The 24119-nt window shown below is 65.6% G+C and carries 17 protein-coding genes; 5 read left to right on the forward strand and 12 right to left on the reverse strand.

From position 1 onward, the window contains the following. Positions 1 to 63 precede the first annotated feature (63 nt). Entirely contained in the window at positions 64 to 3339 is a 3276-nt protein-coding gene (locus CH291_RS00565; RefSeq protein ID WP_094686453.1) for an error-prone DNA polymerase, read from the reverse strand. A 124-nt stretch (positions 3340 to 3463) separates the two neighbouring features. On the opposite strand from CH291_RS00565, the gene CH291_RS00570 reads away from it, so the two are divergent. Further along, complete coding sequence (locus tag CH291_RS00570; RefSeq protein WP_094669641.1) at positions 3464 to 5593, forward strand: MMPL family transporter; 2130 nt, start codon at positions 3464 to 3466, stop codon at positions 5591 to 5593. Positions 5594 to 5627: 34 nt separating this feature from the next. Continuing rightward, the gene (locus CH291_RS00575) at positions 5628 to 7628 is read left to right on the forward strand and encodes an SDR family oxidoreductase (protein WP_094686454.1); all 2001 of its coding nucleotides are present in this window, start codon (positions 5628 to 5630) and stop codon (positions 7626 to 7628) included. Between the two features lie 9 nt (positions 7629 to 7637). Here CH291_RS00575 and CH291_RS00580 read toward each other — a convergent pair whose 3' ends face one another. The 4 genes from CH291_RS00580 to CH291_RS00595 are packed head-to-tail and all read right to left on the reverse strand — an operon-like array spanning position 7638 to position 11343. Then, entirely contained in the window at positions 7638 to 8147 is a 510-nt protein-coding gene (locus CH291_RS00580; protein ID WP_094686455.1) for a hypothetical protein, read from the reverse strand. Positions 8148 to 8157: 10 nt separating this feature from the next. Then, positions 8158 to 8922, reverse strand: a complete 765-nt coding sequence (locus CH291_RS00585; RefSeq protein ID WP_373455095.1) for an alpha/beta fold hydrolase — start codon at positions 8920 to 8922, stop codon at positions 8158 to 8160. Positions 8923 to 8944: 22 nt separating this feature from the next. After that, positions 8945 to 10534: a DNA polymerase Y family protein gene (locus CH291_RS00590; RefSeq protein ID WP_094686456.1), complete on the reverse strand. Its 1590-nt coding sequence runs from the start codon at positions 10532 to 10534 to the stop codon at positions 8945 to 8947. Continuing rightward, a complete protein-coding gene (locus CH291_RS00595; protein WP_179272074.1) occupies positions 10531 to 11343 on the reverse strand; it encodes a hypothetical protein in 813 nt (270 codons plus the stop codon). The genes CH291_RS00590 and CH291_RS00595 overlap by 4 nt, the downstream gene beginning before the upstream one ends. A gap of 199 nt (positions 11344 to 11542) precedes the next feature. Between CH291_RS00595 and CH291_RS00600 the strand changes: the two genes are divergently transcribed. After that, a complete protein-coding gene (locus CH291_RS00600) occupies positions 11543 to 12772 on the forward strand; it encodes a serine/threonine-protein kinase (protein ID WP_094686457.1) in 1230 nt (409 codons plus the stop codon). A 150-nt stretch (positions 12773 to 12922) separates the two neighbouring features. Here the strand turns inward: CH291_RS00600 and CH291_RS00605 are convergent, their stop codons facing one another. From CH291_RS00605 to CH291_RS00615, 3 genes are read right to left on the reverse strand one after another with little or no spacing between them, the layout of a single operon-like run. Further along, positions 12923 to 13927, reverse strand: a complete 1005-nt coding sequence (locus CH291_RS00605; protein ID WP_094686458.1) for a MerR family transcriptional regulator — start codon at positions 13925 to 13927, stop codon at positions 12923 to 12925. A gap of 52 nt (positions 13928 to 13979) precedes the next feature. Beyond that, complete coding sequence (locus CH291_RS00610) at positions 13980 to 14627, reverse strand: response regulator (RefSeq protein ID WP_068051262.1); 648 nt, start codon at positions 14625 to 14627, stop codon at positions 13980 to 13982. Further along, positions 14624 to 15976 carry a sensor histidine kinase gene (locus CH291_RS00615; RefSeq protein WP_373455096.1) on the reverse strand — a complete coding sequence of 451 codons (1353 nt, stop codon included), beginning with the start codon at positions 15974 to 15976 and terminating at the stop codon, positions 14624 to 14626. The genes CH291_RS00610 and CH291_RS00615 overlap by 4 nt, the downstream gene beginning before the upstream one ends. Positions 15977 to 16123: 147 nt before the next feature. Here CH291_RS00615 and CH291_RS00620 point away from each other — a divergent pair, with 147 nt between their 5' ends. Together CH291_RS00620 and CH291_RS00625 are read left to right on the forward strand one after the other, a co-directional pair. After that, positions 16124 to 17500: a PspC domain-containing protein gene (locus CH291_RS00620; RefSeq protein WP_094686499.1), complete on the forward strand. Its 1377-nt coding sequence runs from the start codon at positions 16124 to 16126 to the stop codon at positions 17498 to 17500. Continuing rightward, complete coding sequence (locus CH291_RS00625) at positions 17497 to 17757, forward strand: hypothetical protein (protein ID WP_373454814.1); 261 nt, start codon at positions 17497 to 17499, stop codon at positions 17755 to 17757. Before CH291_RS00620 ends, CH291_RS00625 begins: the two co-directional genes overlap by 4 nt. A gap of 5 nt (positions 17758 to 17762) precedes the next feature. Here CH291_RS00625 and guaA read toward each other — a convergent pair whose 3' ends face one another. From guaA to guaB, 4 genes are all read right to left on the reverse strand, one after another. Then, on the reverse strand, positions 17763 to 19352 hold the full coding sequence (guaA, locus tag CH291_RS00630) for a glutamine-hydrolyzing GMP synthase (protein WP_032397497.1): 1590 nt from the start codon (positions 19350 to 19352) through the stop codon (positions 17763 to 17765). 30 nt (positions 19353 to 19382) lie between these two features. Further along, on the reverse strand, positions 19383 to 21137 hold the full coding sequence (locus tag CH291_RS00635; protein ID WP_094669796.1) for an FAD-dependent oxidoreductase: 1755 nt from the start codon (positions 21135 to 21137) through the stop codon (positions 19383 to 19385). A 186-nt stretch (positions 21138 to 21323) separates the two neighbouring features. After that, the gene (locus CH291_RS00640; RefSeq protein WP_037188243.1) at positions 21324 to 22463 is read right to left on the reverse strand and encodes a GuaB3 family IMP dehydrogenase-related protein; all 1140 of its coding nucleotides are present in this window, start codon (positions 22461 to 22463) and stop codon (positions 21324 to 21326) included. Positions 22464 to 22519: 56 nt separating this feature from the next. Beyond that, the gene (guaB, locus tag CH291_RS00645) at positions 22520 to 24043 is read right to left on the reverse strand and encodes an IMP dehydrogenase (protein ID WP_176460343.1); all 1524 of its coding nucleotides are present in this window, start codon (positions 24041 to 24043) and stop codon (positions 22520 to 22522) included. Positions 24044 to 24119 lie beyond the last annotated feature (76 nt).

Below are 24119 nucleotides of genomic sequence, written 5' to 3' on the forward strand. Positions count from 1 at the left end.
TGGAACTTTGGTTGAGCAGTAAAGTAGCACTTAGGCAAGGCTATGCAAATTTTAGCTCGAGAGTCAGCGAAAGTCCCTGGATATGGATGCGACTCGAAGATCCATCAGTTGCAGATGATCGGCCACCACGGTCACCGCGCCCTCGGCGTTCTGCACCTTTCCCCGAATCAGCAACGCCGGAGCCGTGATCGCCAGCTTGCGGTACTTGGCCCACAACCCGACCGAGCACACCACGTTGACCATCCCGGTCTCGTCCTCGAGGTTGATGAACGTGACGCCTCCGGCAGTTGCCGGCCGCTGGCGATGCGTCACCGCTCCGCCGACCAGCACTCGGTCTCCGTCCGGAATCTGCAGCAGCCGGTTCGCGGGAGTCACGCCGAGCGAATCGAGCCGATCTCGAAAGAACTGCGTGGGATAGGAATTCGGCGACACACCGGTTGCCCAGACATCGGCCGAGGCCAGGTCGAGATCCGACATTCCCGGTAGCGCAGGCGCTTTCGTCGACGCTCCGATTCCGGGGAGCAGTCCAGGACGCTCCCCCGCCGCTGCACCCGCAGCCCACAGTGCCTCTCGGCGAGTGATGCCGAAGCACCCGAGTGCGCCTGCCGTTGCCAGCGACTCCGCCTGCGCCACCGACAGTTCGACGCGTCCCGTCAAGTCCAGGAACGAGGTGTAGGGCCCGTGTGCGTCTCGCGCGTCGACGATCTTCTGGGCCACTGCGGTCCCGATGAACTTCACATCGGCCAACCCCATGCGAATCTCGAGGCCGTCCGCCTCGAGATTCGCATGGCCGAGACTGGCGTTCACGTCTGCACCGTGGACGAGCACACCGTGCCGCCTGGCGTCGGCGACCAGGGATTGCGGTGAGTAGAAACCCATCGGTTGAGCGCGCAGCAGGCCGGCACAGAATGCCGCCGGGTGGTGCAGCTTGAACCACGAGGAGTAGAACACCAGTGAGGCGAAACTCTGCGAATGGCTTTCGGGGAAACCGAAATTGGCGAATGCGGACAGCTTTTCGTAGATTCGGTCTGCCGCCGTGCCGGTGATGCCGTGAAGATCGCGCATCCCGTCGTAGAACCGCCCACGCAGCAGTTCCATCTTCTCCGGTGATCGCTTCGACCCCATCGCACGGCGCAGTTGATCGGCGTCGGCGGCACTGAAGCCGGCGACGTCGATGGCCATCTGCATCAGCTGTTCCTGGAACAGCGGCACTCCGAGTGTTCGATCGAGTGCCTTCTTCAGCGACGGATGCTCGAAGATCACCGGCTCGAGTCCGTTGCGGCGCTTGATGTACGGGTGCACCGAACCACCCTGGATCGGACCGGGACGGATCAGCGCGACCTCGACCACCAGATCGTAGAAGTTGCGCGGCTTGAGCCGCGGCAGAGTGGCCATCTGCGCGCGAGACTCGACCTGGAACACCCCGACCGAATCGGCTCGCTGGAGCATCTCGTACACCGCAGACTCGGACAGGTCGATCGAGGCGAGTTCGATATCGATGCCCTTGTGCTCGGCGATCAGGTCCATCATGTAGTGCAACGCCGAGAGCATGCCGAGGCCTAGCATGTCGAACTTCACCAAACCCACTGCGGCACAGTCGTCCTTGTCCCACTGCAGCACACTGCGATTCTCCATCGTCGCCCATTCCACCGGGCAGACGTCCGCGATCGGCCGATCGCAGATCACCATGCCACCGGAGTGGATGCCGAGGTGCCGCGGGAAGCCCTCGATCTGCCGCGCGAGTTCGAGAACCGATTCGGGAATACCGTCGCCCTCCTGATCACCGATTCCGGACCAGCGGGTGATCTGCTTGCTCCATGCGTCCTGCTGCCCCTGTGAGAAGCCCAGCGCACGGGCCATGTCTCGCACGGACGACTTGCCGCGGTAGGTGATGACGTTGGCCACCTGAGCGGCATGAGTGCGGCCGTACTTGGCGTAGACGTGTTGGATCGCCTCTTCTCGACGATCGGATTCGATGTCGATGTCGATGTCCGGCGGCCCGTCGCGCTCGGGTGCGAGGAACCGCTCGAACAGCAGCTTGTTCGCCACCGGGTCGACGTTGGTGATGCCGATCGCGAAGCAGACAGCCGAGTTGGCCGCCGAACCTCTTCCCTGACAGAGGATGTCGTGTGTCTTGCAGAAGTGGACGATGTCGTGGACCACCAGGAAATAGCCGGGGAATTCGAGCCTCTCGATGATGTCGAGCTCGTACTCGAGCTGCGAGTACGCCGCCGCGTTCGCCGACTGCGAGCCGTACCGACGGGCGGCCCCCTCGAACGTGAGTCGACGCAGATAGCTGATCTCGGTGTACCCGTCGGGCACCTCGAAGGGCGGGAGGCGTGGCGCGATCAGCTTCAGATCGAACGAGCACTCACGACCGAGCTCGACGGCACCGCGCACCGCGCCGGGATAGTGCTCGAACAGTTCCGCCATCTCCGATCCGGACCGTAGATGTCCGCCGCCGGTCGGTGCCAACCAACCGGCAGCCTCGTCCAAACTGCTCCGAGCGCGCACAGCGGCCATCGCCATGGCCAATCTCCTGCTGCGCGGACTGGCGTAGTGCGCGGCCGTGGTTGCGATCGTCGGAAGACCGTACTTGCGAGCCAGTGCCGCGAGCGCGTCGTTGCGCTCGTCGTCGTCGGCAATTCCGTGCCGGGTGAGTTCGACGGTGACGCGATCGGCCCCGAAGCGGTCGACGAGAGTGCGCAGCGCGGACTCGGCCGCCTCCGGACCACCGCGCGAGAGTGCCTGCCGAACATGGCCCTTCCGACAACCGGTGAGAATCTGCCAGTGCCCGCCCGCTGATTCGGTGAGTTCGTCGATGTCGTACTGCGGCTTGCCTTTGACCCCGCCGGCCAGGTGTGCGGCCGCGATCCGACGCGAGAGCCGGCGATACCCCTCCTGGCCGCGAGCGAGCACCAGTAGATGAGTGCCGTCGGGATCGGTCTCCCCGGCTCGGGATCGATGTGTGTCCAGTGAGAGTTCGGCACCGAACACGGTTCCGATGCCGAGAGCTCTGGCTGCCTCGGCGAAGCGCACGACCCCGTAGAAACCGTCGTGATCGGTGATGGCGATGGACTCGAGGCCCAGGCGTACCGCCTCCTCGACCATCTCCTCGGGCTGCGAGGCACCGTCGAGAAAGCTGAACGCCGAGTGCGCATGCAATTCTGCATACGGCGTCGTGGGCAGCGCGGGCTTGTCGATGGTGCGGTCGTAGACGTCCCTCTTTCGCGACCAAGCCGGGCTGTCGCCGCCGTCGCCCTCGGCCGCCGGCTTGGGACGTCCGGACAGGACGCGCTCCATCTCCGACCACGTGGGTGGTCCGTCGTTCCATCCCATCGAGCCCTCCCCTCACCGCATCGCCGTTGCATCGAACACTTGTTCTAATGAGAGCACGAGGGTCCGACACGATCAACTACAGTCGAGTCGCCACTGACCCCTTCCACAGAGCCGGAGCACCGTCGTGACCCGTTGGGCCTCGTTCGTCGTATCGCACAAACGATGGGTGCTGGCTGTCGTCGTCGCCGTCGTCACGGTCGGCGGGGTGTTGGGACTGAGCGTCTTCTCGAAACTGAGCGAGGGCGGCTACGCAGACGCAGGCAGCGAATCGTCCGAGGTGGCACGGCTCGTACAGGGCATCGGCCAACCGACTCCCGACATCGTGGCGATCTACACCGCACCCGAGGGCGAGACGATCGACGACATCGGCCCCCGAGTGCAAGCGACGATCGACGAGTTCACGGGTCGATACACCCTCGGCAACGTCAACTCGTACTGGACCGCAGACCCGGTCAGCAGAGAATTTCTGATCTCGAAAGACCGAACCAAGGCCTTGGCGACGGTGTCCCTCGGGGCGAACTCGGGCGTCACGTTCAACACCTTCGGCGACCTGCCGCCCCAGCTCGAAGTACCCGGCGTCGAATCGCAGTTCGCCGGCGCATCGGTGGTCGGGGTATCGCTCAGCGAGACCCTCGAACGCGACCTCGTCCGCTCCGAGATCATCGCTGTTCCCATCACGTTGCTGCTGCTGATATTCATCTTCGGCGGGGTCGTCGCCGCAGCGGTCCCGGTGTTCGTCGGCATCCTCAGCGTGCTCAGTTCCCTGGCCATCCTGCGGGTGCTCACCGAGTTCACCGAAGTCAGCTCGTTCTCCATCAATGTCGCGTCGCTACTGGGGCTCGGCCTTGCCATCGACTACGGACTGTTCATCGTCAGCAGATTCCGCGAGGAACTACGCGGCGGGTCGACGCCGTTCGACGCGACCGTCCGCACGGTGTCCACCGCAGGCAAGACCGTCGTCTTCTCCGGACTGCTGCTGATCTGCGCATTCGCGGGCATGCTCGTCTTCCCGCAGGCGGTGATCCGATCCCTCGGGTTCGGGGCCATGGCGGCGGTGGCGAGCGCGGCCGTTCTGTCCCTGACCGTGATTCCGGCGCTGCTCGCGATTCTCGGCCCCCGCATCAACTCCTGGACGTGGTCGCGTACCGCGTCCGATCGCAGCGATGCACGGGCACACAAGTTCTGGGGCGGCGTCGTCACCCGCGTGATGAAGCATCCGGGAATCGTCGCGGCCGTCATCGTCGCCGGGTTGCTGATCATCGCCACCCCGATTCTCAAGGTCTCGCTCGGCGAGGTCGATTACACGGCGCTGCCGAAGGACAATCCTGCGCGCATGGCGTTCGAGACGCTCGGCACCGACTTCGAATCCACCGGCGAGGGTGCCACCGTGGTTCTTCGCGGCCTGGACGGCGTCAAGCCTCAGGGCGCACCCATCGCAGCCCTCACCTCGGCTGTGGAATCCACACCGGGTATCGCTCGCGCCGAATTCCTGGGCTCCAAGGACGATTTCGTGACACTTCAGGCGTCCTACAGCGAGCCGACCGGCGGCCTGACCGAGGCCGAATCTCAATCCGAGGCAGTGTCTGCACTGCGCTCGATCGCCCCGCCCGACGGCACCGAGATCCTCGTCGGCGGCGGACGAGCCAACGTCGACGACGGCAATGCTGCCATCGCGAAGTGGCTACCGGTGATGATCGCCATCATGGTCGTCTCGACGCTGGTGTTGCTGTTCCTCGCGTTCGGCTCGATCGTGCTGCCCGTCAAGGCCGTACTGATGGCCGGACTGAGCCTGGGCGCAACCTTCGGCGCACTCACGTGGGTTTTCCAGGAAGGCCACGGAGCATCCCTGCTCGGCGTCACCCCAGGACCGCTCGAGTCGACGTTCGTCGTTCTCATCCTCGCGGTCATCTTCGGCTTGTCGACCGACTACGAGGTGTTCCTGATGTCGCGCATGGTCGAGGCTCGCGCGGCGGGAGCGACTACCGAGGAAGCGGTGATCTTCGGGGCCCAACGCACCGGACGCATCGTCACTGCGGCGGCGTTGATTCTGATCGTCGTCACCGGTGCCTTCACCATCTCGGGTCTGTCGATCATGAAGTTCCTCGGCGTCGGAGTCATTCTGGCCCTGATCATCGACGCGACGATCATCCGGATGTTGCTGGTTCCGTCCTTGGTCAAACTCATGGGCGAGGCCAATTGGTGGGCACCCGCCTGGATGAAGAAAGTGCACGAAAAAGCCGGTATCGGGCACTAGCACCGGAACTTACTTCGGAGTAGGGTCGGCTCGCATGGCGAACTTCATCGTAACCGGCGGTACCGGGTTTCTCGGGAAGAACGTGCTGCCCCGATTGCTCGAACGCGATGCACTCGCGGCAATCCACGTGCTGGTGCGTCCGAGTTCGGTGGCGCGGCTCGAGCGACTGGCACAGCACCTCGACGGCGGCGACCGAATTCACCCGCTGGTCGGCGACCTCACCGAGCCGGAGCTCGGACTCCGAGACGTGCCTTCCGACATCGACCACATCCTCCACCTCGGAGCCGTCTACGATCTGACCGCGGGCGACGAGCAGACCCCGACCAATGTCGCCGGAACGGCCTCGGTGATTCGTCTCGCCGAGAAGACGGGGGCTCGCCTGCACCACATCTCGTCGATCGCCGTCGCGGGCGACCACCGAGGAACGTTCTCGGAGAACGACTTCGACCTCGGTCAAGCCTTTCCGACGGCATATCACCGCACCAAATTCGAGTCCGAGAAGCTGGTGCGAGAGAGCGCTGCGGACTGGCGGGTCTACCGGCCCGCCGCGATCATCGGCCACTCGGAGACCGGTGCGATCGACAAAGTGGACGGCCCGTACTACTTCTTCCCGTTCTTCGCCGAACTCGCCAAGCTGCCTTCGTCCATACCGATCACGGTGCCGAAGATGGGCTCCACCAACCTCGTTCCGGTCGATTACGTCGCCGACGCCATCGTCGAGCTCGTACATCGAGACACTTCGTCCGGCAGCGTGTTCCATCTGGTGAACACGAGTCCGCAATCCATGGCCGAGGTGTATTCCGCATTCTCGTCGGCAGCCGGATCGCGAGCGAAGATCGTCGACGTACCGGGTGCACTGGTCGCTCCGGTCGTCTCACCCAAATACCGAGCCGTACGTAAGCAACGCGACGCCGCCCTCCGTGATCTCGGCGTACCTCCGGTGATGCTCGACCACTTGACCCTGCCCACGGTGTTCGAGTCGGCAGCGACACAGAAAGCATTGCAGGGCAGCTCGATTGCACCGCCTCCACTGCGCACGTACGCCGATCGCGTGTGGACCTACTGGCGGGAGAACTTCGATCCCAAGCGCAATCGCCGAAACGATCCGCGCGGATCACTGTTCGGTCGTCACATCATCATCACCGGCGGCTCCTCCGGCATCGGCCGGGCCAGCGCCGAGGCGGCCGCACGCAAGGGCGCAGTGGTCATTCTTCTCGCACGCGGGCAGGATCAACTCGACGACGTGGTCGAGAGAATTCGCGAATCAGGTGGCACCGCATACGGTTACCCGTGCGACGTAACCGACAGCGAGTCGGTCGAGCACACCGTGAAAACCGTTCTGAGCGAACACGGTCATGTCGACATGCTGGTCAACAATGCCGGGCGATCCATCCGCCGCTCGCTTTACCGTTCCACCGATCGGTTGCACGATTACGAGCGCACCATGGCCGTCAACTACTTCGGGGCAATTCGGTTGGTGCTGGCGCTGCTGCCACACATGCGCGAACGTCAGTTCGGGCACGTGGTCAACATCTCCAGCGCTGCCGTCCTGGGACACCCCCCGCGGTTCTCGGCCTATGTGGCCAGCAAGGCAGCGCTCGACGGGTTCACCGATGTTGCTGCGGCAGAAACACTCTCGGACGGAATTACGTACACCACGATCCACATGCCGCTGGTGGACACTCCGATGATCACCCCGACGGGCGACAAGAACGTCGGCCCGGTGTTCTCACCGGAGAAGGCCGCGGCCATGGTGATCCGCGCATTGAGCGACAAGCCCAAACGCATCGATACGCCGCTGGGAACGCTCGGACAGTTCGGAGCCATCTTCGCCCCCAAGGGCAAGGACCGCACGATGCACCAGCACTACCGCACGTTCGCCGAGTCCGCGGCTGCCAAAGGAGAAGCGCAGGTACCTCTCGAGGACGGAATGGTGCCCTACCGAGTCCGGCCCTACGATCCGAAAGCTCCGAGCGCACGCATCGGCAAAGTGATCCGTCGCGCCGGCAGATTGGTTCCCGGCACCAGTTGGTGACCGGCGGGGTCAGCGCAGCAGTGCCTTTCCCCAGACACGCAGGAATCCCTGACTCAGGTATGTCAGAGTGCCGATGGCCAGTACCCATTTGACGGTGCTGACCACGGTGGTGGCGCGGACGACGGTGTCGGTGATCTGTTCGCGGTTGTCGACCAGAATCAGTCCGACGATGTTCTCGATGTAGTCGCCGGCAGCAGAGGCCACGGGTGCGACGGCCAATGCAGTCGTCGCTGCAGGGCTCAGCGGGGTCTTGTCCGCCAGGCTCCTCGCGCCGGCACGCAATGCAACGGCGTAGATCGCCGGATGGACGAAATCGGGTAGATAGTGGCTGCGGAACCGGGCGATCTCGGTCTCGTCCATGCTCGCCAGGATCTGCCGATAGCGCTCGGCGGACCACGTCGTCTGCACGGCGAGCACTTTCGAAGCTGCGGGGCCGAGCAGTCGGGCGATGTTGGCCTGGGATACGACGAACAGTGCCGACCAGCCCAGCATTCTGCGATCGAGCGCACCGATAGTCATGTCCGAGACCCTAATGCGTCAGGAACGGGAGAACTGCGGCCTCGAACGCCGAGTAGCCGTCGCGATGAATGCTGTGTCCGGTGCGAAACGCCTCGACGCGGCAGGTCGAGATCTCGGAGACCATCGCGTCCAGTCGTTCCGGATCGACCATGCCGCCGGGACCGCCGCGAAGCACCAACGTCGGAGCAGCGATGTCTGCCAACGACGCCCACCACTTCGGATTCGGACGACGGAACTGTTCGAGAGCAGTGGCGGTCATCGAGCGATCGAAGGCGAGTACCGCGCGGGGATGCAGAACGACGCTGGTCGCTGCGTGCCAGAGCTCGGTGATCGACGGCATCTTGCCGGTCAGGGTCGGCGGAGCGTCCCCCGGCCTGATCGGTATCGGCAGCTCTTCGAGTACCAGACGACGAACGAGCTGCGGGCGACGTTGCGCAACGAGCGAGACCGCGTATCCGCCGAGGGAATGTCCGACGAGATCGACTTCGTTCAGCCCGAGGTGGTCGATCAGCGCCAGCAGGTCTGCCCCGAAGGAATCGAACTCGTACGTGGACGTGTGCGCGCTCTTGCCGTGTCCGCGCAGATCGACGGTGATCACCCGGCTGCCCTGCGCGGTGAGTGCACGGGTGAACCGATCCCAGGTTGTGCTGTCACCGCCCATGCCGTGCACCAGCATCACCGGTGCCGCATTCGAGTTCGCGTGCCCCAGCGGGGTGAACGAGCGATACGCGATATCGACGCCATCGAGGTCGACCGTCTCGGACATCATCTGCATTCCTTCGACGGTAGCGGTGCCGCTATTCGTAGATTCCTTCCACCCGCCACCGACCCTCGTCGAAGACCAGCAGCAAGGCCCTTTCGTCGTCGAGCACCACCTGGGCTCGCGCCGTCGGACCCGTCGCCGCGTGGCCACTGTCCCACCACCGCTCGTCCACCGGCCACGGTCCCGCCAGACCCGTCAACTCCCATTCCTTGGTGCCCCAGCGCAACCGCGACGGGGGCGCATCGAACACCCCACGATCGGTGACGCCGATTCCGGTTCCTGCTCGATTCATCAACGTCACTGTCGGACGTGTCTCGATCACTGCCGCCGGAGCAGGCTCGGGTAGCCGTCCCGGCCAAGGAGCCGAAGGATCGGATATCGGCACCAATTCGTCGCCGAGCGGACGCAACGTGATCCGCTCGGCCGGCCCACGACCACCACTGAGCACACCACCGAGCACCGATTCGCCACCGAGCAGACCCTGCACGCGCACCAACGCCCGACGCGCCCTCTCGTCCTCGTCGCCGACACTGCCCCACAAACCCAGTTGCAGCTCACCTGCGGCCACCACTTCGATCGGTTCGAGCCGCAGCACGGTGATCGCGGACGTCGGCTTGTTCTCGCTGCGCCCGGTGATCCAGCCGTCCAGTTGCCACCGCACACGATCGGCTGTTCCTTCCGGCGTCAACGGCTCCGCGCAGCGCCAGATCCGCGACAGGCTCTCACCGTTACCGGTACTGGCATGCACCAGCAGCCGAGTGCACGCAACGGCAGCGGCGGCAAGCTTGGTGTGCAGCTGCTCGGCCAGGCCGCGCCCGGCGAAGGCAGCGGCGTCGACCCGATCGATCGGCGGGTCGCACAGGTACTCCACATCCAGGTCGGGTGGAAGAGCCCTGGCCGACGGCGGACGCTCGGGCTCGCCTCGCGCACTGCGATGCGCCAACACCGCGTCGGTACCGAACCGGGACGCCACATCCCCCGGAGACAGTGCAGCGAAGTCGCCGATGGTTCGTAGACCCAAGCGCCGCAACAGATCCACCAGCTCACCGCGATCGGCAGCAGACATGCTCGGTTCCGCCGAGAGTTCCGCCACCGGCAACGGCGCGAGAAAGCCTGCACCCCCGCCGCGCGGCACCACCTGCGCATACCGCGCGGCGACGACCGCGGTGGACAGCTCGTCGGCGATACCGATCTGACATTCAACACCGGCAGCCGACGCTTCGTCGATCAGCCGTTCCGCGGCCCGATGCTCGGTACCGAAATACCGTCCGACGCCGCGGGCAGAAAGAACAAGCAGGCCCGGTCGCAGCACTTCCACTCCCGGTGCGATGGCGGCGATCGCCGAGACCACGGGCTCGAACAGTCGCGCATCACGATCGGTATCGGCCAGAGCGACATGCACTTCCGGGCACCGTGCCTGCGCTTCCCGACGGCGCAGGCCACGCTTGATGCCTGATGCGCGTGCCGTCGCCGAGCACGCGACGACCCGATTGGCCGAGGTGACGACCACAGGATGCGTCGCAGGGAGATCGGCCTGGGCAGCTGCTGCAACGGCAGGCCAATCGGGGCACCACAGTGCCAGAACACGGTTGGCATGAACACGGCTGGAGCGGTCGATGCTCATGTCGAGACCGCGATCGACAACGGATTCTGTTCGCGCCCCTCGGCATGCCACTCGATGCGGCCGTTCTCCGAACGCAGGTCGAGTCGAACGGTGCGGGGCCGCATCGCCTTGCCGCGAGCGCACACCGACAAACGGACGCCGCGCAGTCTGCCGCGACCCAGCTCCCGGCCCGTACCGAGGCCGTCGTATCCGTGGACCGATGCGTCCAGTCGTAACTCTGCCCCGTCCCAGTGCCCATCGGTCACCAGCAGCGTCGAGCCCTTGCTACGCGCTCTGGCCACCACGGCCCTGGCCCGAGTGGGCGATACCGACAGACCCCCGAGACCGAGCACGACGAGGTCGACACCGTCGAGCAGAATTGCCGCCACTTCCACCGGATCGGGACCGGGATCGGGAATCAGGGCAAGCTTGCTCAACTGTGCACCCATCTCGACCGCGGCCAGAATCCCGAAACGGGGCTGCCCGATGACGGCGACATGCCCACCGGCACCGGTCACCGCAGCCACCAACCCGATCAGGAGCGAGCCGGCACCGGATACCGAGGCCACCGTTCCACGCACCAGGCCGCCGTGCGGTAGTACCTCGATCAGCGCGGACGGCACCGGCAGAACGGGCCGCTGACGGGTTGGACGCTGCGTCGACGGTTCCTGAATCACGGGCTCGACAGGGTCCGAATTCTCGATGCGCACCGACGCCGTTTCGCCCCGAGAAGGCACGGCAGCCATCCGGCTACGCAGCAACGCCACGCGCTCCGGCAGCGACAACCCGTCGAGCACATCCGGCGTGACAGAAGCTCCCGATACAGTCATGTCACTCCCCTTCGCGGCGTAGAAAATCGAGCCGAAACTTCGGTGTTCGACGGACGCGGGAAGTGGCGCATTCGAACACAATTTCGATCTGCACTCAGTAAAGCCGCTCGGACGGCAACTCGTCAAGGTGATGCCGAAGCCCCTGGTAGATGCCTCCCTTCCGTGGCTGCAGGCACGTCCCGCCATCGTCAACTAACCTGTGGACGTGACGGATCAGCAGCGTGTTCGACGGGGCGTCGGGCCCGACTACCTCCTGGCAGGCAGATACCGCCTGGCCGGCAAACTCGGCGGTGGAGGCATGGGCGCGGTATGGCTCGCCACCGACACACTTCTGCACCGTCAGGTGGCCGTCAAGCAGGTCACGTCCACCACTCGACTGACCCCTCAGCAGGCCGAGGAAGTACGCAACCGGGCCATGCGCGAGGGTCGCATCGCTGCCCGACTCTCCAGCCCGCACGCCATCGCGATGCACGACGTCGCTCTCGTCGACGGTGAGCCGTGGTTGGTCATGGAATACCTGTCCTCGCGCAGTCTCGCGCAGGCCCTCGGCACCACCGATTCGCTACCACCGTTCGAGGTCGCACAGATCGGCGCACAGATCGCCGATGCACTGACCGAGGCACACGAGGCCGGAATCGTGCACCGCGACATCAAGCCGGGCAACATTCTGATCGCCGATCGCGGCAAGGATCTGGGCATCGTCAAGATCAGCGACTTCGGTATCTCCCGCGCCAAGGGAGACGTCGAAGAAGCCGACGACAGCGTGATCACCGGTACCCCGGCTTATTTCGCACCCGAGGTCGCGCGCGGACAGGACCCCACCGCGGCCAGCGACGTGTTCTCCCTCGGCGCAACGCTGTACACGGCCATGGAAGGCAAACCGCCGTTCGACATCGATCACGATTCGATCGCACTGCTGCACCGAGTTGCCAAGGGGCAGATCATCGCTCCCACCCGCAGTGGCGATCTCACGGGACCGTTGCTGCACATGCTAAGGCCCGATCCTGCCCGACGCCCCACCATGGCGCAGGCCCGCGACGAGATCATCGTCGCCGCGATCAGCAAGCGCGGCACCATAGCTCAACTGCGCGGGGCGCCGCTGACATCTGCGGACGGTGTGGTCCCGGCATGGGCCAGGCGCTCGACACCGGTCTCCGAATCTCGCCGTCCGTCGCGGGAATTCGGAAGAACCATCGCGGGCCTACCGGCCGTGCAACCCGGTGAGAGCCAAGCCAATCCGGTCCCGTCCACGTATTCGCCACCACCGTTCGACCTGCCGAAAAAGAAGAAGAACCCGATCGACGACGTTCTGATGCGCATCGAGGACGTCATCGGTGACCGAACGTCGATTCCGTCGACCGCGATCCTCGCAGGACTCGTGCTCGCCGTCGTGATCGTTCTCGTTCTGGTGATCATGCTTGTGATCTGACCCTCGGCACCGATCTCCGCATCGGATTTCCCCGCCCCGACAGCACCCGCAACCACGCGTCGACGATGGGGATCGGCAAGTACCCGCCATCGAAAGTCGATGTAGCCCAGAACGATGTAGCCCAGAACTTTCGGGCACGTCACCCATGGCTCAGCCGAGAACCGGCATCACCAGCGTCGTCAGAGCGCCGTCGACTGCCGACCGCACCAGCATCGGCTGATCCGGCGCGGCGATATCGAGCATCAGGTCCGGCCCGACGGCCGACGCGACGGCAGCCTGCAGGACGGCCGCATCGAAGAACACCGTCATCTCGGAACCGGTGACCCGTGCGGGGACGACAACACCCTCGACCGTCAGGCCGTCCGGGCCTGCGTCGATCCGCAGCGTGCCGCTGTCGAGGGGAACGAAATCTCGTTGCACCACAACCCGCGTCGCGGTCGGAGCCAGACCGTCGACGATCGTCCGCCAGTCGGGGAAGTCGCCGTCGACAAGATCCACGGTGTGTTGGACGCCTTCGGACTCGAGCATCATCGCGTCGGTTGCCGTCAACGCACAGTTCCTCGACGCGGGTAGAGACCCGAGGGAGCCGACCGCTGCGATACGCGACCAGGATGCCCCGGGCGAGCTCTGTGCGACGAGGCTGCGGGTGGAGAGTCGATACCGATCCGTCGCGGTGAGCGTGACAGTGCCACCGTCCACCTCGACCAACACGCCCCGCAGCACCGGGAACTCCTCGCTCGTTCCGGCCGCCGACGCGACCTGTTCCACCGCCGACGCGAAGTCGGCGGCAGATACCGTTGCTGTGCAGTACTTTTCGTCGAACAATCGGCGAATGGACACCGCAGCCTCGGCCGCTGCCCGGGCGCGTGCGGCAAGCTCGTCGACGTGCCGATCCACCATCTCCACCGCTGCAGCTCCGTCGCCGTCGAGGGCGGAGGCCACCTTATCGAGTGGCATCCCGATCTCGCGGAGTTGGCGGATGATGTTCGCTCGCTTCGCTTGTGCTCGGGTGTAGTAGCGATAACCGGACCTGGCGTCGATGGATGCCGGCACGAGCAATCCACAGTCGTCGTAGAAGCGAAGGGCACTGGGGGTCAGCCCGCTCGCGCGAGCGAACACACCGATGGTCAGGAATTCTTCGGCCGAATCAGTCATGGGGAAATCCTGAGGCTTCGGGTAGGTCGAAGGTCAAGCGAGATCCGGTCACCTAGTCGATTCGACGCTTGTGCGCCCATCTGGTGAGCGCATTCCTGTTGGACTGCTGAGTCTTTCGGAGAACGTTCGAGGCATGCGTCTCGACGGTCTTGACCGAGATGAACAGATCCTCGGCGATCTCACGATAGGTGTACCCGCGCGCCAACAACCGCAGCACCTCCAGTTCGCGGGGCGTGAGCGAATCCAGTTCCGGATCCAGCGGGGGCTCCGGGGCGGCACTGCGACCGGTGAACGAATCGAGGACGAACCCGGCGAGGCGAGGGCTGAACACGGCATCTCCCCCGGCGACGCGTCGAACACCGTCGGCGAGCTCCGAGCCGGAGATCGTCTTGGTGACGTATCCCCTCGCCCCGGCGCGGATGACGGCGATGACGTCCTCGGCGGCATCGGACACACTCAGGGCGAGACACACCGGCCCCTCGGAGATGCGGTTCAACACGGCCACGCCGCCGCCGTCGGGCATGTGCACGTCGAGCAACACCACGTCCGGCTTGGTCGATTCGATTCCCGAGACCGCCTCGGCGACGCCTCCCGCTTCCCCGACGACCTCGATGTCCGCCTCGCGGCCGAGTTCGGCTCGCACACCGGAACGGAACACCGCATGGTCGTCGACCAGGAAAACGCGGAAAGGTTCGGTCACGTCGGCTGCTCCTGCTGAGTGGATTCGGATGATTCCGTGGTCACGGAGGCACCGTTGCGCGGCATGAAGATTCGCACTTCGGTTCCCTTGCCGACGGTCGACCGTACCTGCACGGTGCCGCCGCGACGCTCGATACGTCCCCGAATGGACTTCGCCAGGCCCTGTCGATCCTCGGGTACCGCGGACTCGTCGAATCCGGCACCGCGGTCGCGAACGAAAACACTGACCTGGTCCGGTTCGGTTTCGGCGTACAGGTCGATATTGGTCTCACCGGAGTGCTTGGCCGCGTTGACCAATGCTTCTCGGGTTGCACCCAGCAGAGCCGTGAAACTTTCTCTGGACAGGCCGGATTCGACGTCGTCGGGCAGTAGTTGCACGTCACCGACCGTGATCGGTCTGACGGTGACACCGTGCTGATCCTCGACCTCGCCGGAGATTGTCTCGAGCGCATCGGACAAGTTCGAGTTGTCGGTGTCGCCGCCGTCGAACAGCCATTTGCGTAGTTCACGCTCCTGGCCGCGCGCCAACCGCATCACCTCCTGTGGATGATCGGACTGCTTCTGGATCAGGGCAAGTGTCTGCAGCACCGAATCATGCAGGTGCGACGCGATTTCCTCGCGTTCGTCGTTGCGGATGCGCGCAGACCGCTCGGCACCGAGCGCACGCCAGGTGCGCAGCCAGATGGGAACCGTCAACAGGCCGACGCCGACGAGAGTGACCACCACCGCCAGCAGGGACGAGCGCAGCGCCGCCAGATCGACCCGGGCGAGCACGACCACGGCGAGACCGAGCACGATCAACGTCGCTCCGCCGACGACCCTCGCCCAACTCAACACGGTCGGATGCTTGGGGAGCCCCAGAGCCGTTCGCGGCCCCTCCGAGTCGAACTCGCGCCATACCAGGGCAGCACCGATCACCACGACGATGACCGGCACGATGACCGAAGCAGCTGTGCCGCTGAGCAGCCAGGCGAGCCCGACGGCGAGGCCGAGACCGATGGCAGCCAACCCGAGCGCACGCTGACGTTCGGCGGCACTCGGGTGCGCAGTGTCCTCGCCCGCGGGCGTGAACATCCAGATCAGTCCGTAGGCGGCAATTCCGGCACCGGCGGACGCCGCGAGCAGTGCGAATGCGACCCGAACCTTGAACACGTCGACGCCGAGATGATCGGCGAGACCGCCTGCGACGCCGCCGACGATGCGTCCGCCGCCGCGTCGTTGATAGGGGGCAGGAGCGGAGCCTGCAGGAGCGACAGGAAAAAGAGGAACGGCATGGGTGACCGGCACGTCGCCGGCTTCGAAAGATGTGGTGCGGGCGGCGTCAACGGGTGGATTGTCGACAGGGTGCACGCCTCGATCCTGGCACGGACCGGGTATCTGTCGCATCAGGGTTCGCCCTGATGTTTCGCGGGTCCGTCGAGGCGGGCCCGATCTCGGGGACGAAGATCAGGGGTATCCCTGATGTGTTTCTCGACCGGCACCGCCACCATGATTGGCATGAGCAACGTGACCGTCTCGGATCAACTTCAGCAGATGTGGCGCACCCGTCCGCACCGCTTGCCGCAACGCGGGCATGTGGCGGGTGTTGCGGCCGGTATCGGCTACCGCTACGACGTCGACCCCGTTCTGATTCGGATCGCGTTCGTCGTCTCCACCTTGTTCGGCGGTACCGGCATCGTGCTGTATCTGGCGGGGTGGCTGGTACTCAACCGCGCCGGTGACACGGCGTCGGGTGCGGAGTCGCTGGTCGGGCGTGGGAACAGCTCCGATTCGACGACCAAGATGGTGGTCGTGGCAGTGGCCTTGGTCATCGCGGTGTCGACCATCGGCCCGGTAGGTGTCGGGCTCGGCGGTTCGGGGCTGATCTCTCTGGTGGCGATGCTCGGTGGACTGTGGCTGCTGCACCAACGGTGCCCGGAGCCGCCGCCGTACATGCGGACGGCGGAGTTCTCCCGTAATCGCTATGCTCCGATGCCTTTCGGCTCACCCAGCACGTCGGCCGAGCAGTGGACGGCCGCGCAGTATCGTCCGCCACAGTTCCAGCACGAGCGCTACACCCCGTACACGACCCTGCCGAAAAGCTACGTTCCGACGCCGAAGCCCCTCGAGCACACCGGCATCGACGCCGACGCGCACACCGTGAACCTGAGCAAGTCGACCGCATCCGCCGAGAAGCCGGCCGACCTGCACACCGACATGCCGACCGTGACTCCCCCGTCGTGGGATCCGCTCGGTGTGGCCCCGTTCGCCTGGGATCTTCCCGAACCGACAGGCACCTTTCCGCCTGCGGCGATCGAACGCAAGCGCCGATCACGTTGGACGGCAAGCTTTCTCGGCCTGGCTCTGCTCGCTGCCGCAGTCACCGCGGCAGTCGGTTCGGCTACCGGCGGAGACTGGGCATCACCGGGCCGTGTCGGTGCCGTCGCTCTGGCAATCATCTCCGTGGGACTCGTATTGGGCGCGTTCCTACGCAAGGGCTACGGACTGCTGGTGGTCGCAGCACCATTGGCCGGCTTCGTCGTTCTGGCGTCGGCGGTCGGTCCGGTGGACCTGAACAACAGAGTGTCGGGGAATCAGACGATCGCCCCACTCACCGCCACCGAGCTCGACCCCTCCTACGACGTCGGGGCCGGCGAGCTGAACCTCGACCTCACCGGCCTCGAACTCGCCGAAGACCACACAGTCGAGATCGATGTGGCGCTGGGCAGCGCGTCGGTCACCGTGCCCGCTTCGATGAACGTGATCGTGGAGTGCGAGGCGGCGATCGGTCAGTGCCCCACCGAGACACGCTTCGGCCCTGGCACCACCGATACTCCGGTTCTGACGATCGTCGGCGATCTGGCACTCGGCGAACTGAAGGTGGAGAACCTGTGAAGAAGAACAAGACCGACCGCATCGGACTCGACCACGGCAGCGCCGATTCCGACACCGAGGATCACACCTCTGGCCGACGCGGCCCCTCGGCACTGTTGCTCCTCGCCGGCCTCGCTGCCATGGTCGTCTCGGTCGCAGCACTCATCGGCCGAGATGCGATCGCGGCACTGGGCGACGTCCAGTTCCGCTGGGTGTTCGTCGTCGCCGCGGTGGTCGTTGGCTTCGCGCTTCTACTGGGCCCCAGCAGGAAGAACTGACGCCGTCACTCCCACTCGATGGTGCCCGGCGGCTTGCTGGTGACGTCGAGAACGACTCGGTTGACCTCCGGAACCTCGTTGGTCACCCGAGTCGAGATCGTTTCCAACACGTCGTACGGCAGCCTGGTCCAGTCCGCCGTCATCGCGTCCTCGCTCGAGACCGGCCGCAGCACGATCGGGTGCCCGTAGGTACGGCCGTCGCCCTGCACTCCCACGCTACGCACGTCGGCCAACAGCACCACCGGGCACTGCCAGATCTGCTGATCCAAGCCCGCGACCGTAAGTTCTTCTCGGACAATCGAATCGGCATGGCGGAGCGTGTTCAGACGGTCGCGGGTGATCTCACCGACGATGCGGATCGCCAGGCCGGGTCCGGGGAACGGCTGCCTGCCGACGATGTCCTCGGGCAATCCCAGTTCGCGTCCGACCGCACGCACCTCGTCCTTGAACAGTGCACGCAGCGGCTCGACCAGGGCGAACTGCAGATCGTCCGGCAGTCCGCCGACGTTGTGGTGACTCTTGATGTTCGCGGTACCGGACCCGCCCCCGGACTCGACGACATCCGGGTACAACGTGCCCTGCACCAGGAACTCGACGGCGTCGCCGTGCTCGGCGTTCTCGCCCAGCACCTCGGCCACGGCACCCTCGAAGCTCCGGATGAACTCGCGGCCGATGATCTTGCGCTTCTCCTCCGGGTCGGAGACGCCCTCGAGCGCGCCGAGGAAGGTGTCGACCGCATCGACCGTGACGAGCTTGGCTCCGGTCGCGGCCACGAAGTCCTGCTGCACCTGCTCACGCTCGCCGGCGCGCAGCAGTCCGTGGTCGACGAAGACACAGGTCAGACGGTCACCGATGGCCCGCTGCACCAGTGCCGCCGCCACGGCGGAGTCGACGCCGCCCGAGAGGCCACAGATGGCCTTGCCCGTGGGGCCCACCTGCTCCTGCACTGCGTCGACCAGAGCGTCGGCGATATTGGCCGCAGTCCAGTCCGGGGCGATGCCAGCCGTTTCGTGCAGGAATCGGCTCAGCACCTGCTGCCCGTGCGGGGAGTGCAGAACCTCGGGGTGATACTGCACGCCCGCCATGCGCTTGCCCTCGTTCTCGAAGGCAGCCACCGGCGCACCTGCGCTGGTGGCCGTGACGGTGAAGCCTTCCGGGGCCGCGGTGACCGCGTCACCGTGACTCATCCAGACCGGCTGCGTTGCGGGCAGACCGTCGTGCAGACGACCGCCGTCCACGCTGAGCTGAGTGCGACCGTACTCCCGCGTTCCGGTGTGTTCGACGGTTCCGCCGAGGGCCTGGGCCATGGCCTGGAATCCGTAGCAGATGCCGAACACGGGGATGCCGAGGTCGAGGAGAGCGGAGTCGAGCTCGGGCGCGCCCTCGGCGTAGACGCTGGAGGGTCCGCCGGAAAGCACAAGCGCGACAGGGTCCTTCGCTGCGATCTCCTCGGCCGTCGCGGTATGCGAGATCACCTCGGAGTACACGTTGGCCTCGCGCACACGGCGGGCGATCAACTGCGCGTACTGGGCGCCGAAATCGACGACGAGAACCGGGCGTGCGTGTGCGGGATCGTGTGCAGAGGAGTCGGTCACCGGGTCAGTCTAGTGGGACTGTTCCAGCACTCATGCAACACCCGAATGCTCGACGGGCATCGCCGAGGAACCCGACCGAATCTCCACGATCGGCAGTCGCAGACCACCCGGAGCATCCACCGGGACGACCGGAGAGTTCGGGGCGATCGGATCGAGACGCTGGTACGGCAGCCCCTGTGCCGGACGGAGATCCAGCTCGCCCTTGTTCGGCCACAGTGCGGCGGAACGCTCGGCCTGCGCGCTGATGGTCAACGACGGGTTCACTCCGAGGTTGGCCGATACGGCGGCCCCGTCGACCACGCTGAGCGTCGGGTAGCCGTGGACGCGGTGGTACGGATCGATGACACCGTGCTCGGCATCCGAGGCGATGGCACACCCACCGAGGAAGTGGGCCGTGAGCGGGATGTTGAACAATTCTCCCCAGGTACCGCCCGCGACGCCGCCGATCTTCTTCGCGATGCGTCGGGTGGCGTCGTTGCCCTCGGGGATCCACGTCGGGTTGGGCTGGCCGTGCCCCTGCTTGCTCGAGATCTTCCGGCCGAAGGCACCACGCTTGGTGAACGTGGTGATCGAATTGTCGAGGTTCTGCATCACCAGCGCGATGATGGTGCGCTCGCTCCAGTGCCGGACGTTGACGACGCGCAGGAACTGAATCGGGTGCGCGATCAGCGCGAACACGAACTTGAGCCACCGCGGCACTCGTCCGCCGCCGTCGGTCATCAGGGTCTGCAGCATGCCCATCGCGTTCGAGCCCTTGCCGTAGCGGCACGGTTCGATGTGGGTGTTGGGGCTGGGATGGAACGAGGACGTGATCGCGACTCCGCGGGTGAGGTCCATGTTCGGATCGACCGCCAGCTTGGCCGCTCCGACGATCGACTCGGAGTTGGTGCGTGTCAGCTCCCCGAGCGTGTCCGACAGACGGGGCAGCGCGCCGGTGTCCTTCATCTTGTGCAGCAGGTTCTGCGTGCCCCAGGTGCCGGCCGCCAGCACGACGTTGGCTGCGCTGTAGGTCTTGCGCCCCTTGCGCAGCCGAGCGCCGGTGCGTTCGGTGTCGACGTCCCAGGTGCCGTCGGATCGCGGAACGAGACCGGTGACGGTCGTCATCGGCACGATCTCGGCTCCCGCGCGCTCGGCCAGGCCGAGGTAGTTCTTCAGCAGGGTGTTCTTGGCTCCGTGGCGGCAACCGGTCATGCACTCGCCGCACTCGATACATCCGGTGCGTTCGGGACCTGCGCCGCCGAAGTACGGGTCCGGGACGGTCTTGCCGGGCTCGTCTCCGAAGAACACGCCCACCGGGGTCTGGATGAAGGTGTCGGCAACGCCCATGTCCTCGGCAACCGACTTCATCACCTCGTCGGCGGGGGTCATGTGCGGGTTGCGCACGACGCCGAGCATGCGGGTGGCCTGGTCGTAGAACGGGGAGAGTTCACTGCTCCAGTCGGTGATGTGCGCCCACTGCTTGTCCTCGAAGAACGGTGCCTGAGGCTTGTAGAGGGTGTTCGCGTAGTTCAGCGAACCGCCGCCGACTCCGGCACCGGCGAGGATGAGGCAGTCGCGCAGCAGGTGCACGCGCTGGATGCCGTAGAGGCCGAGCTTCGGTGCCCACAGGAAACGCTTGAGGTCCCAGCTGTTCTTCGCGAAGTCCTTGTCCTCGAAGCGCTGCCCGGCTTCCAGGATGCCGACGCGGTATCCCTTCTCCACCAGGCGCAGCGCGGTGACACTTCCGCCGAAGCCCGAACCGACGATCAAGACGTCGTAATCCGTGGCGCGAACAGCTGAACCCATGGTGACCTCCGCTACATCCGATGCTGTCGAACAGTATGCACACCCCCATGTGACTACCGCCACAAGCGATTCTAGCTGTTACGAGAGGTATCACCAACCCAGGGTCGACTTACGTGGACGCCATGCAGCAGAAAGGGCGCGCACCCCCCGTGCGAGAGGAGTACGCGCCCTTTGGAACAGACGTCGTCAGGCCCTGACGTTCAGGCCCACCTTCTGGAATTCCTTGAGATCGGAGTATCCGGACTTCGCCATCGACCGACGCAGTCCGCCGACGAGGTTGATCGAGCCGTACGACTCACGCGACGGTCCGTTGAGCACCTGATCCAGGCTCGGACGGTCCCCCGCCGACATCGGCAGCAGCGCACCGCGCGGCATGGACGGATGCGCCGCGGCGGACGGCCAGTACCAACCTCCGCCGGGAGCCTCGGCAGCGACGGCCAGCGGAGCACCGAGAACCGCAGCATCGGCCCCGCAGGCGATGGCCTTGGCGAGCGCACCGGAGGTGGTGATGTCGCCGTCGGCGATGACGTGCACGTAGCGCCCGCCGGTTTCGTCCAGGTAGTCCCGACGCGCCGCGGCCGCATCGGCGATGGCGGTGGCCATCGGAACGCCGATACCGAGCACCTCACCGGTGGTCGTGCCACCTTCGACCGAGCCGTAACCGACGATGACGCCTGCCGCACCGGTACGCATCAGGTGCAGTGCGGTGCGGTGATCGCTCACGCCGCCGGCGATGACGGGAACGTCGAGTTCCGCGATGAAGGTCTTGAGGTTGAGCGGCTCGTCCTCGCCGTGTGCCACGTGCTCGGCGGAGATGATCGTGCCCTGGATGACCAGCAGATCGAGGCCCGATGCAACGAGGGCAGGGGTGAGCGAGCGAGCGTTCTGGGGGCTCACCCGAACGGCGACGGTCACCCCGGAGTCACGGACCTGACCGACCGCTGCGGCCAGCAGATCCGGCCGGAGCGGTGCGGCGTGCAGTTCCTGCAGGAAGGCGATCGGCGCGTCGGGATCGAGATCGGTCTCGGCGATGTGGATCAGCTGATCGATCTTGGCCTGCACGTCCGAGTGGCGCGCCCACAGCCCTTCACCGTTGATGACCCCCAGCCCACCCTGTCGACCCAGCTCGATCGCGAACTCGGGCGAGACCAGAGCATCGGTCGGATGCGCGAGGAGGGGAATGTCGAAGCGGTACGCGTCGAGCTGCCATGCCGTCGACACCTCCTTCGACGACCGGGTACGACGGGACGGCACGATGTCGATGTCGTCCAGCTGGTAGGTGCGGCGGGCTTCTCTGCCCATGCCGATTTCAACGAGGTCGCGCACGCGCGCACCTTTCTACTTCGGGAGCGAATCGAATCGGCCCAAACAGGCCGAAGCGACTATCGGGTGGTGTAGTTCGGGGCCTCTGCGGTCATCGTGATGTCGTGGGGGTGGCTCTCCTTGAGCCCGGCCGCCGTGATCTGTACGAACTGAGCCTTCTGCAGGTCCTCGATCGAGGTGGACCCGGTGTACCCCATCGCAGCGCGCAGACCACCGGTGAGCTGGTGGATGACCTGGTTCAACGGTCCGCGGTACGGGACGCGACCCTCGATGCCCTCGGGCACCAACTTGTCCTCGGCCAACACGTCGTCCTGGAAGTAGCGGTCCTTGGAGAACGACTTCGCTCCCCCGCGTCCCTGCATCGCGCCGAGCGAACCCATTCCGCGGTAGCTCTTGAACTGCTTGCCGCCCACCAGGATCAGCTCACCCGGAGACTCTGCGGTTCCGGCCAGCAACGATCCGAGCATGGCGGTCGAGGCACCGGCGGCGAGAGCCTTGGCGATGTCACCGGAGAACTGCATACCGCCGTCGGCGATGACCGGCACACCGTGCGGCTTGCACGCGGCCACGGCTTCGAGAATGGCGGTGATCTGCGGAGCACCGACACCTGCGACCACACGGGTGGTGCAGATCGATCCCGGTCCGACTCCCACCTTCACCGCATCCGCGCCTGCCTCGACGAGAGCGAGTGCGCCCGCGCGGGTGGCAACGTTGCCGCCGACGACCTGAACGCGGTCGCCCACCTCCGCCTTGAGCTTGCTGACCATCTCGAGCACCTGCGAATTGTGGCCGTGCGCGGTGTCGACGATGATGACGTCCACTCCGGCGTCGGTCAATGCCATCGACCGAGACCAGGCATCCTGCCCGACGCCCACAGCGGCACCGACCAGCAGTCGACCGTCACGGTCCTTGGTGGCATCGGGGTGCTGCTCGGTCTTGACGAAGTCCTTCACGGTGATCAGGCCGGTCAGCGCGCCTTTGCCGTCCACGATCGGCAGCTTCTCGATCTTGTGACGGCGCAGCAGGCCGAGCGCAGCTTCCGCAGTCACGCCCTCCTGAGCGGTGATCAACGGGGCCTTGGTCATCACGTCGGCGACGCGGCGATTCTGATCGACCTCGAATCGCATGTCGCGGTTGGTGATGATACCGACCAGCGCGCCGGTCTCGTCCGTGACGGGAAGACCGGAGATACGGAAGCGCGCACACATGGCGTCGACCTCGGCCAACGAGTCGGTGGGCTTGCAGGTGACGGGGTCGGTGACCATCCCGGCCTCCGAACGCTTGACCGTCTCGACCTGGGACGCCTGATCCTGCAGTGACAGGTTGCGGTGCAACACGCCCATACCGCCTGCGCGGGCCATGGCGATGGCCATCCGGGCCTCGGTGACGGTGTCCATGGCCGAGCTGACCAGCGGCACTCGCAAGCGGATCTCGCGGGTGATCTGGCTGGACGTATCGACCGAGCTGGGAATCAGATCCGAAGCGGCCGGCAGCAGCAGGACGTCGTCGAACGTGAGGCCGAGCATCGCGACCTTGTTGGGATCGTCGCCGCCTGTGCGGACGTGGGCTCCGGGACTACTCATGCGAATCTGGCCCTCCCTAGAGCCTGGTTGCACTTCGGCGCGGCGTGCGGCCGGTGAGAGCTCGCAGGCGCACCGC

The sequence above is a fragment of the Rhodococcus sp. 14-1411-2a genome, from assembly GCF_002259485.1.
Taxonomy (GTDB): Bacteria; Actinomycetota; Actinomycetes; order Mycobacteriales; family Mycobacteriaceae; genus Rhodococcoides.